Origin of the sequence: Marinobacter mangrovi, from assembly GCF_016798325.1 — a bacterium.
GTDB lineage: Bacteria > Pseudomonadota > Gammaproteobacteria > Pseudomonadales > Oleiphilaceae > Marinobacter_A > Marinobacter_A mangrovi.
This window is the reverse complement of record NZ_JAERVO010000007.1, coordinates 225,909-247,579: the sequence shown is the minus strand read 5'-3', so window position 1 is coordinate 247,579 and position 21,671 is coordinate 225,909. Positions and strand designations below refer to the sequence as shown.

Here is a 21,671-nt window from a genome sequence, read left to right as displayed (position 1 = left end):
GAGATTCCCCGGACCATTGAAACATCACTTGCGGACTAAGAGCGACTCGCCGCCGGCTCCGGCGCACCGATGAGGCCCTGCTGCCGGGCCATCGCCGCAGCCGCCTGGGGACCGGTCCACAGGGACGGCAGGATCACCAGCGACACCGGGATCGCCGTCAGCACGATGAACTGCTGCAACACGCCGATCTGGCCGGCGCCCATGTACAGCAGCAGCGCCGCCATCACCGACATGGCACCGCCCCAGAACACCCGCGAGCCCGGGCTTGGCTCATCGTGCCCGGCGCCGACCATGGCAATGGCGTAGCTCATGGAGTCGCCGGTGGTGGCCACAAAGATCGTCGTCAGCACCAGGATCGCCGCCGCCATGAATGATCCGCCGGGCAAGGCCTGCGCCACGGTCAGGGTCGCGACATCGAACTGGAAGTTGTTGAGCGCTTCGGTCAGGTCGAAGGTGCCCGCCAGCTGGTGGTAGATGCCGGTGCCGCCCAGCAGAGTGAACCAGATCGTGGTCGCGATGGGCGCCAGCACCGACACTGCCAGCACCATTTCACGCACCGTCCGGCCGCGGGAGATCCGCGCCACGAAGATCGCCATCAGCGGCGTGTAACCGATGAACCAGGCGAAGAAGAACACGGTCCACCACTTCATCCACCAGGCCGGCGCGGTCTGGGCCGTCTGGGTCGCCATGGTAAAGAACGAGGTGACGTATTCGCCCATGGACTGCAGGTAGGTGTCGACCAGGAACAGCGTCGGGCCGAACACGACAATCACGGCGGCGATGGCCAGTGCCAGTACCACGTTGAAGCGGCTCAGCAGCTGGATGCCCTTGTGCAGGCCGGTCAGCGCGGAGGTCATGTAGACCGCGGCCAGGATCGCCAGGATCACCAGTTGGGTGCCAAAGCCATCGGGCAGGCCGAACAGTTCGTGCAGGCCGAAGCTCATCTGGGTGGCCAGGAAGCCGATGGGGCCGACCGTGCCGGCGACGACCGCGATGACACAGACGGCGTCCACCACGCTGCCCAGCCAGCCGCTGACCACTTTTTCACCCAGTACCGGGTACAGCAGAGTGCGGGGCTGGAGCGGTTTGCCCAGGGAATAGTGGGCGTAGGCCAGGACCAGCGCCGTCAACGAGCCCAGCACCGCCCAGGCCAGGAAGCCCCAGTGCATGAAGGCCTGCGCCAGGGCGGGCGCGACCGCTTCCGGCGTAGCCGCAGCGGCATCGAACGCCGGCGGCGAGACGACAAAGTGATAGACCGGCTCACCGGCGGCAAAGAACACGCCGCCGCCGGCCAGCAGAGTACAGAGAATCATCGACAGCCAGCGGAAGGTGCTGATTTCCGGCTTGTCCAGGTTGCCGATACGGGCTTCGCCGCTGCGGGTGAACGCAACGCCCAGGGCAATGAAGAACGTCAACAGGAGCAGCAGCTGGAAAAAGCTGCCCATGGTGCGGGCGGTCCAGGCGAACCCGTCGCCGATCCAGTTGGTCATGGCGTCCGCATCGAACAAGGACAAGGCCACAAAAAGGACAATGAACGTCATGGTCAGGGCCGCCACAAGCGGGTCGCCCAATCGGGTGGAACGGGGGGAAGAAGCCTCGCTTACAGCTTCTTGGGACAATTCAGGAGGCATAGGATCCACATCGTTAAGGACTTTAAAGGGCCGCGCACCCTACAGGACTGTCGCCGTTGTGGCCATCCGTTCTACCCGAGTCGCGGGAAAGCTTTGGGCTGGTGTCCCATTCGCTTTAGACTGACCGCCTGAAACCCATCTGCCGGAGCCTCATGAACGGTCGCATCACCACCGCATCACTGGATGATCCGCTGTACTACCTGGCCAACTTCGAGACCGTCGTCCACTGGGTCGCCACCCACCACGGTGACCTGCTGACCTACGACGAGCGGACCCGACTGGATCGGCTGCAGTCACTGTCGCAGGCCGCCCGTGCGCTACTGGTCCGGCTGGTGATGCGCAGCGGCGAGCTGTTTCGCCTGAGCAAGCTCAATTACCCGGAGCTGGGCGCTCCGGAGAGCGACGCGCTGGACGAACTGGCCGCCGACGGCTGGACTGAAGACGATCCGGAACTGGCGATCGACGACCTGTTCTGCCTGCTGACGGTGGCCGAATGTCGCCACGCCCTCGCGCCGATCCTCGCCGACAGCGGCCTGCCCCGCGCCGCCAGCAAAAAGGCCATGCTCACCTATTGTCTGGAGCTGGCCCCGGCGCCACGCCGGTTCACCGATTGGTGGCCCGACACCGACGACCGCCTGGTCGCCCTCCACGACATGGCCCTGTTCGACTGCATCCGCCTGATGTTCTTCGGCAACCTGCGCCAGAGCTGGTCGGACTTTGTGCTGGTGGAGCTGGGCCATCACCAGTACGAGACCGTGCCGTTCACGCCGGACTCCCGGGCCTTCCAGCAGCGGGAGGCGGTGGACCGGTATCTGTTGATGCAAGCCTGCCGGGATCGGCTGGAAGACGGCGAATCACCCGCGGACATCTGGCCGGACATCCCCGTCCGGGACGACAGCAACCCCTGGCTGGAAAGCCGTCGCGGCCGGCTTTTGATGGAGTTGGGGCGTCAGGCGGACCGGCAGGGGGACGCCGAGTTGGCTCTGGCCGCCTGGTCCGATAGCGGCCACCGGGAAGCGCGGCTGCGCCACTTACGCCTGCTGGAACGACAGGGACGACACCAGGAGGCCTGGGACATTGCCCTGTCGGCGCAGGCAGAACCCCGCGGCGACGGCGAGGCCCAGGGCCTGGAACGGCTGATGCGTCGCCTCGCCCGCAAGGTGGACCAGGCGCCTCCGGAACGTCCGAAACGGCCGTCGATCCCGGAAATGCATCTGACACTGCCCCAGCCCGCAGCCGCGTCGGTGGAGTGGGCGGTGTTGCAGGATCTCGACAGCGAGCGGACACCCGTCTGCTACGTGGAGAACACCCTGATCAACGGGCTGTTCGGCCTGCTCTGCTGGCCGGCCCTGTTTGCGCCGCTGCCGGGGGCCTTCTTTCACCCGTTCCACATCGCGCCGGCGGACCTGCACCGGGAGGATTTCGTCAGCCGCCGGCAAGCGCTGTTCGACGAGTGTCTGGCCGCCCTCGACAGCGACGAGTACAAGGACCGGATCCGCCAGACCTGGCGCGAAAAGCACGGCATCACCTCCGCCTTCGTCGCCTGGCCGGCGCTGAGTGAGCCGGTGCTGGAACTGGCCCTGCACTGCATCCCTGCCGGGGATCTTAAGCTGATCTTCCATCGGCTGCTGCGGGACCTGCGGGATCATCGCAGCGGCCTGCCGGACCTGATCCGCTTCCATCCCGAACAGGCCCGCTACGACCTGATCGAGGTGAAGGGTCCGGGCGACCGGTTGCAGGACCACCAGATCCGCTGGCTGGAATTCTGCCGGGTCCACGACATCGCCGTGTCCGTCTGTTACGTGCGCTGGCAGGAGGCCGACTGATGCGGGTGGCGGTGCGGACCCTGTGCGAGTTCGCCGCCCGGCGCGGCGATCTGGACCATCGCTACACGCCGGCGCCCACGGCGGAAGACGGCATTGCCGGCCATGCCAAAGTGCAATCCCGCCGGGGCCCGCAGTATCAACCCGAGCGGTCGCTGAAAGGCGAGTGCGCCGGCCTGACGCTCAGCGGCCGGGCCGACGGCTACGATCCGCTGGCCAACCGCATCGAGGAGATCAAGACCCACCGGGGCGACCTGTCGCGCCTGTCGTCCGACCAGCGGGCGCTGCACCGGGCGCAACTGCGGGCCTACGGCGCCCTCCACTGCCGCGAGACCGGGCGCGACAGCGTGGAGCTGGCGCTGGTCTACTACGACATCGGCCGGGACCGGGAAACCGTGGAGCGGGAGAGTGCCAGCGCCGAGGCCCTGTGGGACGAACTGACGGCCCTGTGCGACGCCTATCGCCAGTGGGCGCAACAAGAGGCGGCTCATCGCCAGCAACGGGACAACGCCCTGCAGACACTGCAATTTCCGTTCAGCGACTTCCGCAAAGGCCAGCGGGCTCTGGCCGAAACCGTCTACCGCAACAGTTGCCGCCAGCAAAGCCTGATGCTGCAGGCGCCCACCGGCCTCGGCAAAACCCTCGGCACCCTGTATCCGGCGCTGATGGCCCTGCCCCGCACCGGGCAGGATCGGCTGTTCTACCTCACCACCCGCAACCCGGGTAAACAGCTGGCGCTGGATGGTCTACAAGCCCTGAGCGACCACCAAAGTACCGCGTTACCGCTGCGGGTGCTGGAACTGAGCGCCAAGGATCACGCCTGCGAACATCCGGACAAGGCCTGCCACGGCGAAGCCTGTCCATTGGCCGCTGGCTTCTTCGACCGTTTGCCGGCCGCCCGGCAGGCCGCCGTCGACCAGGACGGCCCGCTGACCCGCGAAGCGCTGCGCCAGATCGCCGCCGCCCACGGCATCTGCCCCTATTTCCTGGCCCAGGAAATGGCGCGCTGGAGCGATGTGGTGGTGGCGGACGTCAATCGCCTGTTCGATCAGCACGCCCTGCTCTACGGCCTGACCCAACAGAACGACTGGCGCGTCAGCCTGCTGGTGGATGAGGCCCACAACCTGGTGGACCGGGCCCGGGGCATGTATTCCGCCACGCTCAACCAGGCGCGGCTGCTGAAGGTCAAAAAACAGGCGCCCGCCCCGCTGAAACCGTCACTGAACCGGGTGGCCAAACAATGGCAGGCGCTAGCCCGTGAGGTGGATCCGGACGGCGACCGGCCCGCCTTCCTGGAAGCCATTCCCAAGGCGCTGCTGCCCAGTCTGAACGGTCTGGTGTCGTCCATCACCGAGTACCTGACCGACAACCCGCCGGATCTGGCGTTGCAGGAGCTGATGTTCGACTGCCTGGCGTTCACCCGCCTGGCGGACGCCTTTGGCGACCACTCGCTGTGCGAATACCAGAATCACGGGCGGGGCAAGGCGCAACTGGCGATCCAGAACCTGATCCCGGCGGACTTCCTGGCGCCGCGTTTCGAAACCGTCGACAGCACGCTGCTGTTCTCAGCCACCCTGTCGCCGGGGGTCTATCACCGCGACCTGCTGGGCCTGCCGGACGACACCTTCTGGCAGAAGGTGGAGAGTCCGTTCCGGGCCGAGCAGGTGCAGGTGCGTTTTGCCGACCGGATCAGCACCCGGCGGCCGGATCGCGAGGCCTCACGAACGCCCATCGCCACCCTGATCGCCGAGCAGTTTCGCGAGCAACCCGGCAACTACCTGGCCTACTTCAGCAGCTTCGCCTACCTGCGGGCGGTGCTGGAGACCCTGATCGAGCAGGCACCGGACATTCCCGTCTGGCACCAGCACGGCGGCATGACCACGGACGAACGGCAGGCCTTTATCGATCGTTTCACCGGCGATGGCGAAGGCGTAGGCTTTGCGGTTTTGGGCGGGGCGTTCGGCGAGGGCATCGACCTGCCCGGCCGGCGACTGATCGGTGCCTTTGTCGCCACCCTCGGACTGCCGCCGTTCGACCCCTGGCACGAGATCCTGCGCCAGCGACTGGATGCCAGGTTTGGCCAGGGCTACGAATACACCTACCTCTACCCCGGCCTGCAAAAGGTCACCCAGGCGGCCGGCCGGGTCATCCGCACCCCGGAAGATCAGGGCACCATCTGGCTGATCGACGACCGGCTTGCCCGCCCGGACACCCGTAAGTTATTGCCCGATTGGTGGTTCCCGGAACATGACCATCTCCTTGCCCCGATGTAACTCAAACGCCACCAACAATGTTTTAGACTGAGCCCCGTCCGGTCGAACTGAACCGGCATGCACAACGGCTTCTGCGCCCCGATTTGGCGCAACCGTGCGCTTCTTTATGGCCGCTACCTGCCAGGTTGTCCGTCAGGGTGACAGCTTGAGCCCATGTCGTCAGGTAGTCATATCGCGGCCTGACAATTGCATCGAACAATCCAGAACGTCTTCCTGTCCGGCTACTCGGTCGGGTCGTCCGTTCACGAAAGCTTCCGAGCAAGGATGTGATTATGGACCTGAGTATCGTTGTCGCAGCCTACAATATTTCCGACTACGTCGAGGACTGTGTCCTGTCGATCCTGAATCAGGACACGCAGGCCCGCTTCGAACTGATTGCGGTGGATGACGGTTCCACCGATGACACCGGCGCCCAACTCGACGGGCTTGCGGCCAGATATCCAGAGCAGTTGGTGGTCATCCACCAGAACAACGGCGGTCTCTCGGCCGCCCGCAATACCGGTTTCGAACACGCCACCGGCAACTTCATCTGGTTCGTGGACGGTGATGACCTGCTGGCGCCCGGCGCCATCGAAGCGGTCGTCAGCGCCCTCAAGCATCAGGCGCTGGACTGCGTCCACGTCGGCTTCCGGGAAATCGATGAGCAGGGCCAGCCCCTGCCCGGCGAGCACCAGCCCCTGGATACCGGCCTGACTACCGGCACGGCGTTTTTCCACGAAGGTGTGAAAACCTTCCACATCGCCACCACCGCGTGGACGTTTATCTATCGCCGCGCCTTGCTGGAGCAGTCCGGCCTGCGCTTCGAGCCCAACCTGCTGCACGAAGACATGCTGCACACCCCGTTGCTGCTGCAGGAGGCCACCCGGTTTACGACGCTGGAACTGCAGCCGTACCTGTACCGGCAGCGGACCGGCTCAATCACCCAGGGCATCAATCCGAAGAAGGCCAAGGCCCGCATCGACAGCCTGATCCGGATTTACCTGGACCTGCACCTGGTGCGCCGGGACAACCCGGACGCCCGGTTCCGCGAAGCACTCGGCTGGTACGCCTACCACGTCTACCGCAAGGCGGTGAAGGAAGCCCAGGCCGCGGACCTCAAGCAAAGCCAGCAACAGCTCGCCAAACTGAACCGCACCACCCGCGCCTGGCGCCTGTTCCCGGACCACGATCTGGTCGGCGGCCTAAAGAAAGCGGCGTTGAGCGCGGTATATGGCCCGACCCAATATTTTCAGCGGAGTCAGTCTCAGGGATGAAACTCAGTCAGCACGATTTTGAAGCCATCATGCAGCAGGCGTGCGGTTCCTCTCCGCTCACCCTCGCCAGCTTTCCGGGCAATGCCGGCGACCACCTGATCACCATGAGTTCGCTGACGGCCCTGGAGAAACTGGGCCTCAAGGTGCGACTGGCCCTGCCCGGTGCCCGGCTCGATGACACGGCGAAAGACGGCACCCTGCTGGTGGCGGGGGGCGGCAACCTGGTCCCGCTCTACAACGATGTCGCCGAATTGATCCAACGGATGAAAGGTGCCTGCCAGCGACTGATCGTGCTGCCCCATACCATTGCCGGTCATGAGCCGCTGCTGCGGGAGTTGCCGGACAACACGCTGATCTTCTGCCGTGAACAGACGTCCTTCAACTACGTCAGCCAGCAGGTGGAAGCCCAAACGTACCTGTGTGACGACATGGTGTTCTACGGCGATATGTCGGTGTTCCGGGAGTCCAACCTGCCGCTGACCTGGCTGCGGGAACTGCTCGCAGCGCCCGGCGCCAAAGGGCTGAACCGTCGCAAATACCTGCAGGCCAAAGGCCGGCTACTGGCCAGCTGGTTCAGCCGTAAACTGGGTAAAGGCCGCATTCGTGACGGTCATTTCTTCCGCACGGATCGGGAAAGCGCTGGCAAACCCATCCCCAGCGACAACTGCGATGCGTCGGTGGTCTTCGACTACGGCCAGGCCTCCCTGGAACGGGTGCGCGAATCAGCCCGGGATTTCGTCAACTACATCGACCAGTTCGACATCGTCCGCACGGACCGTCTGCACGTCTGCATCGCCGCCGCCCGCCTCGGCAAGACGGTGTACTTCAGCGGCGGCAGTTACCACAAGTGCCGGTCGGTGTATGAAAACTCCATCGCCAACCAATTCCACAACGTGATCTGGACATGACAGACGAGTCGCGCGCGGCCGCCACACCCCGCTCCGGGGTCAGCAGCCGGTCGCTGATTCCCCTGATGCTGCGCAGCAGTACGATCAATATCCTGATCGTACTGGTCTCTACGCTGAATGCCGCCCTGGTGGCGCGCATCCTCGGCGTGGAAGGCCGTGGCCACCTCTTCCTGTTGTTCCTGCCGCTGTACTTCGCGCCGCTGGTCTGCAACCTCGGCATCCAGCGTCTGGCGGTGTACCTGGCCAAGCGCGAGCACACCCAGGCGCTGCGCCCCCATTTGCTGGTGGTTGCCGGGACTGGCGTGCTCTTCGCGCTCATCTGGTGCGGCATCTACCCGTTCTATATCGCGGACAAGTACACCACGCTGGATCTGGCGATTGTCGGCGTCACCCTGGCCGGCAGCGTGTCGTTTGCCTGCGCCACCTATTTGCAGACCCTTGCGGCCGTCGACAGCCGATTCCTGATTCCCGACATCGCCAAGGTGATCCTGCCGCTGCTCAACGGTCTGCTTCTCGGCGTCGCTTTTTTTATGCATGTGGGCAGCCCTGAGCTGCTGCTGGGCTTCCAGATCGTCTGTCGGGTCGCGGAAATCGTGTTTATTTCCTGGGCCCTGCGCCGGCTGTTCCATCGCCAGTCCTTCGAGCGTCGGTCCCGGGTGCCCAAACCCGATCGTCAGTACGCCCTGCGCTTCTGGCAGTCCGATCTGATGATGCTGCTGCAGCAGCACCTGGACAAGATCCTGGTGTCGTTGATTGCCACCACCAGCGAGATGGGGATCTACGCGGTGTCCGTGACGCTCGCCATGTCCGCGCGGCAAGTGGTGGGCAACGTCACCAACGTCATCATCGCCCGGGTGAACGCCCGGGACGATCACGAGATGAAACGCACCTTCGGCCGCTGGACGCTGATCTACTTCCTGCTGGCGCTGGTGCTGTGGCCGCTGTGCCTGGTGCTGCTGGAGTATCCGGTGGCCTGGTTCTTCGGCAAGGATTTCACGGGCGTGGCCCACATCACCTCCCTGCTGCTGCTCAACGTGATTCTCGGATCGCTGGGCTGGCTGGCGATCCAGCCGATGCTGCTCAGCGGCAATAACCGACTGCTGGTGCGGGCCCAACTGGCCGGCACCGTTATCTTCGTGGCCGGCTCGATCTGGGCCGTGAAGATTTCCAGCCTGGAGTTTTTCCTCTATTCGATGATTGTCGGCGGGCTGGTGAAATGTCTGATGTGCCTGGGATCGATGTACTTCTCCGATCCCGGAAAACGGGAAGGAGACCCGACATGACCCTGCTCCATGCCGTGCCGGCGTATTCGCGGATCAACGAGGAATACATCTACCTGCACCTGAAAGCGCTGATGGCGCGCGGTTACGACTGCCGGCTGATCACCTCGCGCCTGCTCAATACACCGGGCCGGACTTTGCCGGGACTGGAGGTGCATATTGTGCCGGGTCGGGAATCCGGCGGCTGGTCCCGCCAGCTGACGCGCATCGAATCCAAACTGCTGCGCCAGTACCGGGAATTCGAAATGGGCACACTGGCCCTGGCGCGTCCCATGCGGGGCGTGGATGCCATCCAGGCCCAGTTCGGCATGTCGGCCACCAACTTCCTGCGGGCACCGGTGCCCGTGATCACGTCCATGCACGGCTATGACGGCAACGTGGCCCTGCACAGCCACCGGGAATTCCGCAGCGCCATGCAGCGCCTGAGCGCCGGTGACGAGCGCATCTTCACCTTCCCCAGTCAGCACTTCGCCGACAAGGTCGCCAACACCCTGTCGCTGGCGCAGAGCCAGGTGCGGGTGGTACGCAACTACGTGAACCAGGACTTCTTCCCGTGGCGCGCCCGGGAATTCACTGGCGGCCCACTGCGGCTGTGCTGCATTGGCCGGTTCGAAGGCTTCAAGGATCAGATCACGCTGCTGGAGGCGGTGCGTCAGCTCCGGGACCAGGGCGTGGATGTGCGGCTCGACCTGGTGGGCTTCGGTCCAACCCAGGACCGGCTGACGTCGTTCGTCGGCATCCACAGCCTGGCCGACCGCGTGACCCTGCATGCCAACCTCAGCCGGGAAGGCATCCGCGACCTGCTCTACCAGAGTCACCTTTACGTGCAGCCCTCCCACGTCGACCCCCAGTCAGGGGCCGAGGAAAGCTTCTGTATTGCGATCATGGAAGCGCTGGCCACGGGCCTGCCTGTGATTGCCTCGGATTACGGGGCGCTGGAGGAGATCTATCGTCCCATGGCAGATGCGCCGGACGGGGCCTTCCGCTTCTTCGAGGCCGGCAATCCCGAGGCGCTGGCCCATGCCATTGATGACAGCCTGGACGATTACCACAGCCCGGCCGAGAGCCGCGTGCAGCAGTTTATTGGCGGGTTTTCCGAGCAATCGGTCGGTGAAGCCTGGTACGACATCCTGACCGGACTCGGTGTGATGCCAGAGGGGGCAGGTGCGGCTGCCCCCTCCGTCACCGACGCCGCGGTCTGAGTACCGCGCCGCCCGGCTCAGGGCGGCGACGCCCCTACCGCTTTTTGCCCAGCAGTATCCGGCGACTCCAGTAATAGCGCGAAGCCAGCTTGTCGACGATGATCGGACCGATCACGCCCACCAGAATCCCCACCACCATCAGCAGGAACGTATCCGACACGCCCAGCTTCTGCAGGATGATGCGGGAACCAGACGTGCCGAACACGTGGAAAATATAGATGCTGTAGGCGTAGGCGCCGATAAACACCAGCCAGCGCTGCTTGAACTGGGACACCATCAGCATGAGTGACACCCCGCAACCGACGATCAGCGCCGGCAGCGACTGCGGCATGAACCGGTAGTCGATGACATCCACCAGCGTCAGCCCCACCAGCACCGAGCAGACCGCCGTCACCAACCCGACCGGCCACAACACCGCCGGCTGGAAAATGGCCTCACGGTAGCGGTAACAGGCCACGCCGAACAGGAACGACGGCAGCAGGAAGATCACGCCGGCAAAGCTGAAGTAGATCGGCGGATCCTGCCAGGCCAGATGGATGGCACAGGCGACGACCGCGACGATGGCGAAGTGACGGCCGCTGGCGATCAGTTTCGAACCGTCCAGTAGCATCATCAGCAGGAAGATCCAGAACAGCGACTCCACGAACCAGAAGTGCTGGACCGGGATGATGTGCAGGGTCAGGAAATCGCTGGCCGACAGCGGCGTGTTGGTCCCCGGCGCCATAGCCTTGACGATGGCAAAAACGGTACCCACCACCAGCATCGGTACCAGCAGGCGTTGGGCCTTGCTCTTGACGAAGGCGCCCGCGCCGCCGCTGAACGGCCGGATCGCATAGACGTAGCCGGCCAGGAACGAGAACAGGGGCATCTGCAGGTAATCGAAAATATCCGTGACCAGGTGGTAGAGCGACCCCGGCTCCTGGATCTGCAGCCCCTCATAGGGCTTGGGGCCAATGACGTGGAAAATGACCACCATCAGGATGGCCATGCCCCGCAGGGTCTCCACGTTGAGATCGAGTTGGCGCGTGGCCTGGACCCGCTCGAACGCATCGTTGCGTTCGCGGGCCGGCACGCTGCTGACAGCCTCGGACATCGGGCTTCCTCCTTGAAAACGGTTAATCGAGACCGACGACCAAGCCGTCCGGTGAATCGGTACCGGCCCGGGCTTCCAGCAGCTCTTCGAACAGCGCCAGATAGCGGTCGATGACCACGTCGGACAGCATTTCATTGGACCGGGTACGGGCGTTGAGGGTCATGTCCGCCAGACGTTCCGGCGTGAGGTCGGCCAACGCCGCGTGGATGTTGTCGACGGTGGGGGTGAACACCAGGCCGTCCACCTCGTGACGCACCATCTCCGGCTGCCCGCCCAGGTTGCAGGCCAGCACCGGCAGGCCGTTGAGATAGCTCTCGCTGACCACGCGGGACAGCGGCTCTTCCCAGGTGGACGGCACGACCGTCACGTCCACACTCGGATAGAACACGTCGGGCGTGGTGCGGCCCAGATAGGTGATGCGCGGATCGCCGTCGATCAGGGTTTCGAGGCGGGCCACGTCCTCATCGTTGCCGGTGCCGGCAATGGCGAGGGTCATGTCCTGGCGATCGAGCCTGCGGAAGGCTTCAACCAACCGGAACGTGCCTTTGTTCTCCGCTACCCGGCCGATAAAGCCGACCCGGATCGGATCGTCGTGCGCCCGCGGCTGACGGTCGAAGCGAAGATGGTCACCGGGGCGGTTGTGGATCGCGGCGGTGCGCTGGGCGTTGGGGAAAAAGCCGGCCTGCAGGTGGTGCTGGAGCATGTAATCGCTCACCCCCACGGCCGCGTCAACACACTCGCTGTGACGGCGACGGGTGACTTCCGCCGGACGGCAGGCGGCGCAGGTTTTCTCGCAGGTGTGGCCATTGCGATAGCGGTTAGAGCGCTGACAACGCAGGTAGAAATCGCGGATGTTGTGGACCAGCACGGCGCCTTCGCGACGCTCCCGCCGGATGGTTTTCCACAGCTGGGTGGAAAAGCCCAGCAGGTTGTTGGTGTGGATGATGTCGAACTCCGACAGGTCCACGTACTTGGCGGCGTCCCCGCCCTGGAAGATGTCGATCAGGTGCCAGCGGGTGCGCTCACTCAGCGAGCCCTGTTGGACCAGCGGAATGTGGTGATTGTAACTGGGCACGCGGATCACGGTCACGCCGTTGATCTCTTCCCGGTCGCCGACGCCGTCCCGGGCCAGGGTCATCACGCCCACCGTGTGGCCGCGCCGGGCAAAGCCCTCGGCCAGCTGTTGCACCGACAGTTCGGCGCCGCCGACCTGGGTGGGCGCGTAGAAGGTGTTCACCATCAGTATCTTCATGACAGCTCCCCCGCCGTTCCGAGGAACCGGTTGACGGTCCGGTTCAGGTTGCGAGCGAGACGGTCCCGCTCCTTGTGATAGGCCTCCGGTTTCTGCTCACCGGACAGCACCTCTTCCAGCACAGCCCCCAATTGCGATTCGTCGTAAACCACGCGGGCCAGGCCCCGGGACTCCACCTGGCGGGCCGTGGCAATCTGGTGATCGTTGCGGTGCTCGCCAAGGTCGAAACGCCGGGGCACCACCACCACCGGAATGCCCTGGTCGTTGCAGGACAGGATGGTACCGATGCCGCAGTGCCCCACCACCACCTGGGCGGCCTGCAGGTACTTCTGGTAGGCCTCCGGATCCAGGTAGCGGTCGTAGCTGATGTGCTCGGGCAGGTATTCCCCCCGGCCGATCTGGGCAAACGCCGGGTAGCGCTGCTCCGGGCCGACCCACGCGTCCAGGCTGCGCACCAGGCGATCGAAGGCCAGCTGGGTTCCTACAGTCATAAAAATCAAAACAGACTCCTTGCCGGCCTTACAGGACGCTGCCCAGGTAGACCGGGCCGCGCGCGTTGTCGTTGTCCGCCAGGTGCTCCCACTGGGTGCAGCACAGGTCGACGAACTTCGCCGCCATGCGACCGGAGGTGGACAGGCATTCGGCGTTGGCCACGCTGTCCACCCAGATCACTCGGGTGCCGGTGAGTTTGGCGGCCACCGCCAGCAACAGGCCCGGCAGCGCACCGGTGGTGATCAACAGATCCGGACGCAGGCGAAGCATCAGCCCCAGCCCGCTGCTGAGGCAGCGCAGGGCGTTAAAGCGTTCGCCGGCGTTGCAGTCGGGAATGCGGTAGTAATCCGCACCGATGGCTTCCGGCGGGGTTTCCCGGGAAGTCGAGACAAAACTCAGACGCCGGTCGCCCTGATCCAGCAGGTCTTCCAGCACCATCAGCTGCTTCCAGTGACCACCGAACGAGGCGGCGAGCATCAGGTGCTGGGCTTTTTGCCGCGTCGTCGGACGGGCGGTTTCCGCAGTCGTCATGCTGTCCTCCTAAGATGCCAGGCCGGCGCGACTTTGCTGGTACTGGGCCAGCATGGCGTTCACTTTTTCATCCCAGGAATAGCCGCGCACGCTGCGCTGCAGGGATTCACCCAGGGTGTCGAGCTCCGGTGACCGACGGGCGGCGTCCAGGACCGGGGTGAGGCTCCCGGGCGCGTTGAAATCGATCAGGTAGCCGCCGTGGCCTTCCACCAGCTCGCGGAACGGTGGGATGTCGTTGAGGATCGGGATCAGGCCGGCACCCATGGCTTCCACCGCGGACAAGCCAAATCCTTCGAAGGACGACGCGCTGACGAAGTAGCGGCAGCGGGCCACCAGGTCGGCGATGGCGTCCGTGTCAATGGCGCCGTGGATAACGATGCTCTCTGGCAGGTTACGGGCCTGCAGCCGCTCCAGGGTGCCGTCGAAGTCCCGCCCCACCAAGTGCAGTCGGGCACCGGTGTCCGCTTCCAGGAAGCGGTCCACCAGGGCATCCACGTTCTTGTGGCTGGCCATGCGGCCGATGTAGACCAGGTCTTCGGTACGTTCGGCGGGCGCGGCCGGCAGGAACTTGTCCAGCGCCACGCCGTTTTCCACCAGCATCAGCCGCTCGGGATCGGGAATGATCTTGCCAATCAACTCGTAGTCGTTGCGGCTGCAGGCGAACACCTTGTCCACCTTCGCCAGCGCCCGGGGCGTGATGAAGCGGTAGAACAGCTGCTTGATGCGGGCGAACTTCTCGGTGTGGAAATACAGCCCGTGGGTGGTCAGGAACACCGATCCGCGGATGCGGTGCCGCAGGTAGATCATCTTGTCCAGCATCGAGTCCACGCAGTGGATGTGGAACACGTCGAAGCGATTGACGGTGTCCAGATCGAGCGTCAGCAGTGGGTATTGGCGAATGCCCCGAAACGGCACGCGGGTGATCGGGATGCCGTCCACCTCGTCCGTAGCCGGCAGCTTTTCGTTGTCGGCAAAGATACGGTCCAGGGTCATGACTTCCACGTGATGCCCAGCCGCCTTCTGGCGCCGTGCGATCTGGAGAACCACGTCCTGGATGCCACCGACGGACGGGTGGAACTGCCTAACGTAATGCAGGATGCGCATGGGCCCCTCCCCGGAAATATTCCAGCAATTGCCGGTGATACAGGAACAGCATCACGAAATGCAGCCACACCAGCGGATAACGAATGAAGTTGTTGGACATGCAGTTGAGGATGAAATAGAGCAGTCCCAGCACCAGGAACAAGGCCACGTCCCGTTGCACGTCCAGCTTGGCGTCACGGGCCGTCCGATAGCTGCGCAACCCGGTTCGGAACAACACGAACACCAGCACGATCACCACCAGGAGCCCCAGGATGCCGGAGTCGAACAGGCTGGTCAGGAACAGGTTGGTGCCGCCCCGCCCGGCGTTCATGATGCCCCCGTGGGCGTATTTCTCCCGAAGGTCCATGCGGTCCACCAGAGCCTGGATGCTGCCGGCGCCATTGCCCCAGAACGGTTCCTGCTTGACGAAGTACCAAGTCATTTCCAGCGCAAACAGCCGGGAGTCCAGGGCACCGGCATCCTCACTGCTGTCTTCCAGCGTCTCCATGATGTTGAAGCGCTCAATCAGTGAGTCCGGCACGAACGGCGCCTTGAGCTGGATCGACAGGCCCATCATGAACACCAACACGACGCCCACGGCGATGATGCCAAACCGCCGGCGGACCAGCAGGAACAGCCCCAGGCAACCGAGATAGGCAAACGTAGCGGTACGCCCGAACGACAGGATCAGGGACATCACGCAACCGACCAGGGCGATCTGGAAATGCAGCGGCTGGCGAATCAGGTGCTTGCCGCAGATCGTGAGCAGCAGGGCCACGTAGCCCATGAACATGGCGTGCCAGTCGGTTTCGGTGAAAATCGACTCTGCGCGCGGGAAACCGACGGTTTCCGCGTGGGACACCCCCAGGTCGATGCCCACGAAATAGCCCGCAATCTGGGCGAAAGACAGGGCCGCACAGAACACGCCGATAACGATCAGCGCATTGAGGGCCTTGATGACGCCATTCTCCCGGTCGTAGAGGTAGGTGTAGGTCAGCGTCAGATAGCCCAGCAGCAGGAGCTGCCCCATGATGATCACCAGATAGTGATGCATCGAGATGATGGTGCCGCCAATGGCGGGTATAAACAGACTGAGCCACCAGGCCACGAAGACATTGAACTCCGGCCGCCAGCGGAAGCGCCGCACCATGATGCCGTAGTGGAAAGCAAGCATCAGGATGACGATGATGAACGGCTTCAGATTCGCCATCCGGCCGATATCGATCTTGACGCTTTCCAGGATCGTCATGAAGACGAAGAACAGCACCATGCCGTCCCGCGCCCGCTGGATCAGCAGGCGCGAGCGGTAGTTCGGAGCCGCATAGCGGTAGGGCGTGGCAATGTTCGCCGGCATGGTCGGGCCTAGTACTTGTACTGGTAAACGTAGTTGCCACGCTGCTGGTTCTGGCGATGCAACTGGACGTCGTTAAAGACAATCCCGCTGACCGACACGCCGGCCTGCTGCAACTGCTTGGCGGACTGTTCCAGCTCCCGCATGGGGTGGTTCCGGTCCTTGACCACCATCAGCGAGGTGCCGGCAAGGCGCCCGATGATCGCGGCGTCCGTGACCGCCAGGATCGGCGGCGCATCCAGCAGCACGTAGTCGAAGTGTTCCGACAGCTCCAGCACCTTGCGGCCGAAGGATTCGTGCAGCAGCAGCTCCGCCGGGTTCGGCGGCAGCTGGCCGCCGCTCAACAGGTGCAGCCCCGGGATGGTGGTCTTGCGCACGTAGTCCATGGGCTGACCGTCGCGGGTGATCATTTCGGTCACGCCCTGGTCGCGGCGCATGCCCAGCATCTGGTGCAGGCGGCCCTTGCGGATGTCCGCGTCGATCAGCAGGATCCGCTTGCCGGACTGGGCCAGCACGGCGCCCAGGTTGAGAGTCACGAAACTCTTACCGATCTGCGGGCTGGGACCGGTCATCATGATCAGGTTGTTCTTGGCGCCCAGCAGCGAGAAGTGCAGCGTCGTGCGCAGACTGCGCAGACTTTCCACCGCCTTGTCGTCCGGCGCCACGTCGGCCAGGATGCGCGGCTGACGCGAGGTCTTGCGGTTCATCTTGGTCTGGCGATCGCTGTGGATCACGGTCGCGTAGACCGGCAGGCCAAGGTTGCGCTCGATCTCGTCCGGATCCTCAACGCCGCCGCGCAGGGCCCGCAGGATCAGCACCAGAACCACGCCCAGGAAAGCACCGGTGACACACGCCAGCATGACAATCAGCTTGCGGTTGGGTGCAACGGCGCTGTGCATGGGTACGGCGTTGTCGATGATGCGCACGTTACCCACGGTGCCGGCCTTGGCCACCCGCAACTCCTGAGCCACGGAGAGCAGTTTGGTGTAGAGTGACTTGTTCACTTCCACATCCTGGCTCAGGCGCAACAGTTTTTGCTGGGCCTTTGGCAGGGTCTCGGATTTCTTATCGAGATCCGACTGCTTGCTCTGGAGGCGGGCGATCTTCTGGTCGATCGCGATCATGGTCGGATGATCCGGCTTGAAGCGCTGACGCAGTTCGCTCCGTTTCTGTTGCAGTTCCAACAGTTCCTGGTCGACCTTGACCGCCGAGTCCAGCATCACCTTGGTTTCTTCGTCCAGGTTCACCGAGCCATACTCAACCCGGAAGTCGTTGTAGGCTTCTTCGGCGGCGGTCAGCTTCTTCTTGAGTTCCGGCAGCTGGTGTTCGAGGAACTCCAGCGACTGCTGGGCCTCGGCGGAATTACGGGCGATGTTCTGCTTGACGTAGACCTCGGAGATCTCGTTGAGGATCTCGCTGGCCTGCTCCGGGTCGCTGCCGGTCAGTGACAGGCCAAGGATGCCGGAGTTCTTGCTGCGCTCGTAGACCGAGAAGTTGCCCTCAACGTGCTTGATGGCGTCCAGCGGCGTCACCCGTTCCATGGTGAAGTGCGTACCGGGGCGAGCCACCAGCCTGGAGATCTCGACTTTCAGGCTCTGCTGGTTGCCGTAGTCGGTTTCGGATACCTGGCCGACCTGACCGGTCATCAGCAGTTTGCCTTCCGGGTCTTCAACCTTGTACTGGCCGTTCTGGCCCGCCACCACGGTCAGCGGCGTGCCGACCAGGCTATCCGGCACTTCCAGGTTGTCCAGGGTGATGGATTCGCCACCCCAGGCATACTCGCCCATGCCGAACATGGGGTCGGCCAGCCCTTCGTTATGCTTCTCGAAATAGCGCGCGTAGGTCGACCCGACCACGGGCATATACTGCGGCCAGGCGCTGTATTCCAGCCCCAGGTTCTTGACCGCGGTCCCCAGCACCATCCGTGATTTGAGGATTTCCACATCGGCAACGATGGGCGGCTCCTGTGACATCAGGGACGAGGGGTCGCTCCCCAGCTGGCGCAGACCGATGGGCTTCTGCTGCTCGATCTGCAGCAGGGCGTCGGTCTGGTAAACCGGCGGTGCCGTCACCGCGTAGCCGATCCCCACCAGCGTCGCCAGCAGCGTCACCAGCAGGATCAGCCCCTTGCGCTCCATCAGGATGGCGAAGTAATCCCCCAGCCTGATGTTCTCATCACCCAGCGTGTCCTGATGCAAGACCGGCACGGGCGCGGCGTGCGCCTGCCCTGCCGCCCCCGGGCGCTCCGAGGTAAAGTTATCCGAGTTCTGCATCGTCATCCCTGCCTATTGCCGGTTATTGAAAATCGGGTATTTGGTGTTACTGGCCGATTCAAGCGTGCTGACGGTGTTCATCAGGTTGCTGATGACGCGGTTCCAGCGCACGATGCCAGCGGTTTCCACATAGACCAGGTCACGCTTCTCCAGCTGGAAGCGGTCCGCCAGCAGCATGGCGTCCACGGAACTGGCGTCCAGGTGGAAGATCTTCGGATCCGGTCCCGGGCGCAGCACGAAGATCTGTCCCGGATCGGAGGTCGCCGGGTTCACACCGCCGGCGTCACCCAGGGCTTCGGCCAGGGTCTTGCGGCTGTTCTCGATCTGGTAGCCACCGGGATAGACCACTTCGCCCATCACGAAGACCTTGTCGTTCTTGATGTCCGGCACGCTGATCACGTCGCCGTTCTTGAGCATGAAGTCCGGCGGCGTTTCGGCGTCTTCATACAGCGCCTGCAGATCCACCCGATAGGTCTTGCCATCGCGACTGAGGGTGACCTCGCGCTTGTCGGCCAGCTCGGAAAAACCGCCGGCGCGGTTGACCATTTCCAGCAGGGTCGGCGGCACGTCATCGATGGTCTGGACACCGGGCGCTTCCACTTCACCCACGACGTACACCCGCTGACTGCGGTATGACACCACGCGCACATCCAGCTGGATGTTCTCGATGTAGGGATTCAGCGCCACGGTGAGCGCTTCCCGGATTTCCTGGATGGTCTTGCCCTTGACGTAGAGGCGGCCGGCGTAGGGGAAGAAGATGTAACCGTCGCTGTCCACCAGGTTGCCGGCCTGTTCGGCCGAGCGGAAGGAGCCCGCCGGGATGGTCAGCTCGGGGTGTTCCCAAACGGTGATCGACAGGACATCACCGGGTCCCACCTCATACTGGTAGTCCGTCTTGGCGACGTTGCCGTCCGGCTGAACCATGGGCACGTCCCGAGGCTGGTTCATCATGGAGGCGATCAGGTTGGCGGTGATCGGATGCACATCCACCTTGACCGGAGACTGGTCCTCATCGGTCCGTAGCGTCACCGAATCCGGTACGCCGGTGCCCGCCATTTCCATACCGGGTGCCACGGCACAGCCCTGCAGCACAAGCGCTACGGCGACTACCGCCCAAAATCGTCGATCAAACATCACGTCGCGCAACATACGTTCCTTCCCTACTCAAACATTGAAAACGGTCTTGCCGGCGCCCCTCAGGCATCGGCCAGCGCCACCGACAGCCGCTGCACCCAGTCTGCGGAGCACTGGTTGAGCAACTGATAGGACGCTTCAAACAGCGAGTAATTGCCCCGGTAGGGATCCGGCACCTGCGCCCGGCGCCAGTGGCCGATCAGGAACACCTTGCCCCGGGCTTCGGGGAACTCGCTCTCGATGTACTGCTTCTGGAAATCTTCCATCACCAGGATCAGTTCGGCCCAGGCGATCATTTTCCAGCCCACGCGCTGACTCCGGTGCTGGCTTCCGTCCAGACCATTGTTCTGCAGCACACGCTGGGCATTGGGATCGGCGGGCCGACCGTCGATCGTGGAAATTCCGGCCGAGCGCACCTGCACCTTGGCCATACCCTGCTTCTGGAAACCGTCCCGGAGCATGACCTCCGCCATCGGGCTTCGGCAGATGTTGCCGACGCACAGCACCAGGACTCGGGAAATCGTCAACGCCGAACTCACGTCTTGCACCCTGACCTAATCAGTAGGCCTGTTGACCGGTGAAGCCACGGAAGATGGTCCACCAGATGATTTTCAGGTCGAGCCACAGGGACCAGGAGCGGATGTACTCCAGGTCGTAGTCGATCCGGCCGCTCATCAGATCCATGGTGTCGGTTTCACCGCGGAACCCGTTGATCTGGGCCAGTCCGGTAATGCCCGGTTTGACCTTGTGGCGCAGCATGTAGCCCTGGATCTGGCCGCGGTAGTACTCGTTGTGCGCTACCGCGTGAGGGCGCGGGCCGACGATGGACATGGTGCCGGCGAGCACATTGAAGAACTGGGGCAGCTCATCCAGGGAAGTGCGGCGCAGGAACGCGCCGAACGGGGTGATCCTCGGGTCGGACTTACGCGCCTGGGGCACGTCCGGACCGTCCTCGCACACGCTCATGGAGCGGAATTTCCAGACCTTGATCTTCTCCCCCCGCATGCCGTAGCGGGTCTGCTTGAAGAACACCGGCCCTGGCGACGACAGCTTTACGCCGATGGCGATCAGCAGCATGGGAATGGCAATGAGGGCCAGGATGCCCAGCGACAGCACCACGTCTTCGAGGCGCTTGCTCCAACCGTGATCCACCAGGGGTGTGTCGTAGATACTCAGGGCCGGAATGCCCTGGATGCCGGTCATCCGCGAGTGCAGCAGGTTGAAGCTGAAGACATCCGGAATCAGGTAGACCGACACCGTGGTGTCGGCGAGCCGATCGATCAGCGCATGAATACGTTCTTCGGCGCGCATCGGCAGGGTGACGTAGACAATATCGATCTGGCCATCGCGAGCATCACGATAGAGCTGCTCCAGCCCGCCCTTGACGTTGACCTCATCGCCCTCGAGGCGGCGATCCGGATCGCCCGTCGGCTCCCGGTCGTCGTAGTAACCGGCCACCCGATAGCCCATCCAGGGCACCCCCTGCATGGACTGCACCAGACGGCTGCCCAGTCGGTTGGCACCGACCACGGCCACCCGGCGAGGCTGGGTACGCTGGGCGCGGTACAGGGACAGGAATTCACGCCGAGCCCAGTGCAGGAACACCATCACCAGCGGGGTCAGTGCAATCCAGGTCAGCACGGCACTTTGGTCCACGACCTGCACCAGGCCGAGCAGCAGGGCCACGGTGAAGGTGACCAGCGCCGTGGCCGCCCAGGCCCCCAACAGGCGGTAGGCCAGCTTGGGCGTGGACAGGCCACGCCACATGTAATACACCTCGTTGCTTTCGGCGAAAAAGCCAAAGCTGATCACCGCCAGCATGCCGAGGAATGTGTAGGTATTGCCCCAGGCCGCACCGGTCAGGTTCAGTACGCCCCAGAGCATGAAGAGCACAAGAACACAGTCAAATGCCCGGAAAAAGGCCAGAATCCGGGAATGGTGCAGCCTGATCACAGGTGGCTGCCGATCCATAACCACGGACTGCGGCGTAACGTCTTTTAAGTGGTGCCCACCCATAACGCGCTCCATGTGTTTTAGGAGCCTGTCATCAGCTCCTTTAGGTCTGCACTCCAGGAACTTCCGGAGCTTGCTT

The 21,671-nt window shown here is 63.7% G+C and carries 17 protein-coding genes; 6 read left to right on the top strand and 11 right to left on the bottom strand.

The window, feature by feature from the left end; translation table 11 throughout:
* Positions 1-35 precede the first annotated feature (35 nt).
* Positions 36-1,631: a BCCT family transporter gene (locus tag JL474_RS19210; protein ID WP_203143395.1), complete on the bottom strand. Its 1,596-nt coding sequence runs from the start codon at positions 1,629-1,631 to the stop codon at positions 36-38.
* Positions 1,632-1,783: 152 nt separating this feature from the next.
* Here JL474_RS19210 and JL474_RS19205 point away from each other — a divergent pair, with 152 nt between their 5' ends.
* The 6 genes from JL474_RS19205 to JL474_RS19180 all read left to right on the top strand — a co-directional run bounded on the left by JL474_RS19205 (position 1,784) and on the right by JL474_RS19180 (position 10,370).
* Positions 1,784-3,457 (top strand): VRR-NUC domain-containing protein, encoded by a 1,674-nt coding sequence (locus JL474_RS19205; RefSeq protein ID WP_203143393.1) that lies wholly within the window; start codon positions 1,784-1,786, stop codon positions 3,455-3,457.
* A complete protein-coding gene (locus JL474_RS19200; protein WP_203143391.1) occupies positions 3,457-5,727 on the top strand; it encodes an ATP-dependent DNA helicase in 2,271 nt (756 codons plus the stop codon). The genes JL474_RS19205 and JL474_RS19200 overlap by 1 nt, the downstream gene beginning before the upstream one ends.
* Positions 5,728-5,999: 272 nt before the next feature.
* A complete protein-coding gene (locus JL474_RS19195; protein ID WP_123635940.1) occupies positions 6,000-6,980 on the top strand; it encodes a glycosyltransferase family 2 protein in 981 nt (326 codons plus the stop codon).
* Entirely contained in the window at positions 6,977-7,888 is a 912-nt protein-coding gene (locus JL474_RS19190) for a polysaccharide pyruvyl transferase family protein (protein ID WP_203143389.1), read from the top strand. Before JL474_RS19195 ends, JL474_RS19190 begins: the two co-directional genes overlap by 4 nt.
* The gene (locus JL474_RS19185; protein ID WP_123635942.1) at positions 7,885-9,171 is read left to right on the top strand and encodes a lipopolysaccharide biosynthesis protein; all 1,287 of its coding nucleotides are present in this window, start codon (positions 7,885-7,887) and stop codon (positions 9,169-9,171) included. Before JL474_RS19190 ends, JL474_RS19185 begins: the two co-directional genes overlap by 4 nt.
* Positions 9,168-10,370 (top strand): glycosyltransferase family 4 protein, encoded by a 1,203-nt coding sequence (locus tag JL474_RS19180; protein WP_203143387.1) that lies wholly within the window; start codon positions 9,168-9,170, stop codon positions 10,368-10,370. Before JL474_RS19185 ends, JL474_RS19180 begins: the two co-directional genes overlap by 4 nt.
* 34 nt (positions 10,371-10,404) lie before the next feature.
* Here the strand turns inward: JL474_RS19180 and JL474_RS19175 are convergent, their stop codons facing one another.
* The 10 genes from JL474_RS19175 to JL474_RS19130 are packed head-to-tail and all read right to left on the bottom strand — an operon-like array spanning position 10,405 to position 21,550.
* A complete protein-coding gene (locus JL474_RS19175; protein ID WP_203143385.1) occupies positions 10,405-11,463 on the bottom strand; it encodes an acyltransferase family protein in 1,059 nt (352 codons plus the stop codon).
* Between the two features lie 22 nt (positions 11,464-11,485).
* Positions 11,486-12,715, bottom strand: coding sequence for a glycosyltransferase family 4 protein (locus tag JL474_RS19170; protein ID WP_203143383.1), 1,230 nt, complete (start codon positions 12,713-12,715; stop codon positions 11,486-11,488).
* The gene (locus JL474_RS19165; RefSeq protein ID WP_203143381.1) at positions 12,712-13,206 is read right to left on the bottom strand and encodes a glycosyltransferase; all 495 of its coding nucleotides are present in this window, start codon (positions 13,204-13,206) and stop codon (positions 12,712-12,714) included. The genes JL474_RS19170 and JL474_RS19165 overlap by 4 nt, the downstream gene beginning before the upstream one ends.
* Before the next feature lie 28 nt (positions 13,207-13,234).
* Entirely contained in the window at positions 13,235-13,738 is a 504-nt protein-coding gene (locus tag JL474_RS19160; protein WP_123635947.1) for a glycosyltransferase family protein, read from the bottom strand.
* A 9-nt stretch (positions 13,739-13,747) separates the two neighbouring features.
* Positions 13,748-14,842: a glycosyltransferase family 4 protein gene (locus JL474_RS19155; RefSeq protein WP_203143379.1), complete on the bottom strand. Its 1,095-nt coding sequence runs from the start codon at positions 14,840-14,842 to the stop codon at positions 13,748-13,750.
* Entirely contained in the window at positions 14,820-16,175 is a 1,356-nt protein-coding gene (locus JL474_RS19150) for an O-antigen ligase family protein (RefSeq protein ID WP_203143377.1), read from the bottom strand. The genes JL474_RS19155 and JL474_RS19150 overlap by 23 nt, the downstream gene beginning before the upstream one ends.
* Positions 16,176-16,183: 8 nt before the next feature.
* Positions 16,184-18,445 (bottom strand): polysaccharide biosynthesis tyrosine autokinase, encoded by a 2,262-nt coding sequence (locus JL474_RS19145; protein WP_203143375.1) that lies wholly within the window; start codon positions 18,443-18,445, stop codon positions 16,184-16,186.
* A gap of 12 nt (positions 18,446-18,457) precedes the next feature.
* The gene (locus tag JL474_RS19140; RefSeq protein ID WP_203143373.1) at positions 18,458-19,594 is read right to left on the bottom strand and encodes a polysaccharide export protein; all 1,137 of its coding nucleotides are present in this window, start codon (positions 19,592-19,594) and stop codon (positions 18,458-18,460) included.
* 47 nt (positions 19,595-19,641) lie between these two features.
* Positions 19,642-20,118, bottom strand: coding sequence for a low molecular weight protein-tyrosine-phosphatase (locus JL474_RS19135; protein WP_203143371.1), 477 nt, complete (start codon positions 20,116-20,118; stop codon positions 19,642-19,644).
* Between the two features lie 19 nt (positions 20,119-20,137).
* A complete protein-coding gene (locus JL474_RS19130; protein WP_203143369.1) occupies positions 20,138-21,550 on the bottom strand; it encodes an undecaprenyl-phosphate glucose phosphotransferase in 1,413 nt (470 codons plus the stop codon).
* Positions 21,551-21,671 lie beyond the last annotated feature (121 nt).

Coding starts and splice junctions, on each gene's coding strand:
- JL474_RS19130 (WP_203143369.1), bottom strand. CDS start 21,550: ATGGATCGGCAGCCACCTGTGATCAGGCTGCACCATTCCCGGATTCTG.
- JL474_RS19200 (WP_203143391.1), top strand. CDS start 3,457: ATGCGGGTGGCGGTGCGGACCCTGTGCGAGTTCGCCGCCCGGCGCGGC.
- JL474_RS19145 (WP_203143375.1), bottom strand. CDS start 18,445: ATGCAGAACTCGGATAACTTTACCTCGGAGCGCCCGGGGGCGGCAGGG.
- JL474_RS19175 (WP_203143385.1), bottom strand. CDS start 11,463: ATGTCCGAGGCTGTCAGCAGCGTGCCGGCCCGCGAACGCAACGATGCG.
- JL474_RS19210 (WP_203143395.1), bottom strand. CDS start 1,631: ATGCCTCCTGAATTGTCCCAAGAAGCTGTAAGCGAGGCTTCTTCCCCC.
- JL474_RS19150 (WP_203143377.1), bottom strand. CDS start 16,175: ATGCCGGCGAACATTGCCACGCCCTACCGCTATGCGGCTCCGAACTAC.
- JL474_RS19190 (WP_203143389.1), top strand. CDS start 6,977: ATGAAACTCAGTCAGCACGATTTTGAAGCCATCATGCAGCAGGCGTGC.
- JL474_RS19170 (WP_203143383.1), bottom strand. CDS start 12,715: ATGAAGATACTGATGGTGAACACCTTCTACGCGCCCACCCAGGTCGGC.
- JL474_RS19165 (WP_203143381.1), bottom strand. CDS start 13,206: ATGACTGTAGGAACCCAGCTGGCCTTCGATCGCCTGGTGCGCAGCCTG.
- JL474_RS19195 (WP_123635940.1), top strand. CDS start 6,000: ATGGACCTGAGTATCGTTGTCGCAGCCTACAATATTTCCGACTACGTC.
- JL474_RS19160 (WP_123635947.1), bottom strand. CDS start 13,738: ATGACGACTGCGGAAACCGCCCGTCCGACGACGCGGCAAAAAGCCCAG.
- JL474_RS19180 (WP_203143387.1), top strand. CDS start 9,168: ATGACCCTGCTCCATGCCGTGCCGGCGTATTCGCGGATCAACGAGGAA.
- JL474_RS19205 (WP_203143393.1), top strand. CDS start 1,784: ATGAACGGTCGCATCACCACCGCATCACTGGATGATCCGCTGTACTAC.
- JL474_RS19155 (WP_203143379.1), bottom strand. CDS start 14,842: ATGCGCATCCTGCATTACGTTAGGCAGTTCCACCCGTCCGTCGGTGGC.
- JL474_RS19140 (WP_203143373.1), bottom strand. CDS start 19,594: ATGTTGCGCGACGTGATGTTTGATCGACGATTTTGGGCGGTAGTCGCC.
- JL474_RS19185 (WP_123635942.1), top strand. CDS start 7,885: ATGACAGACGAGTCGCGCGCGGCCGCCACACCCCGCTCCGGGGTCAGC.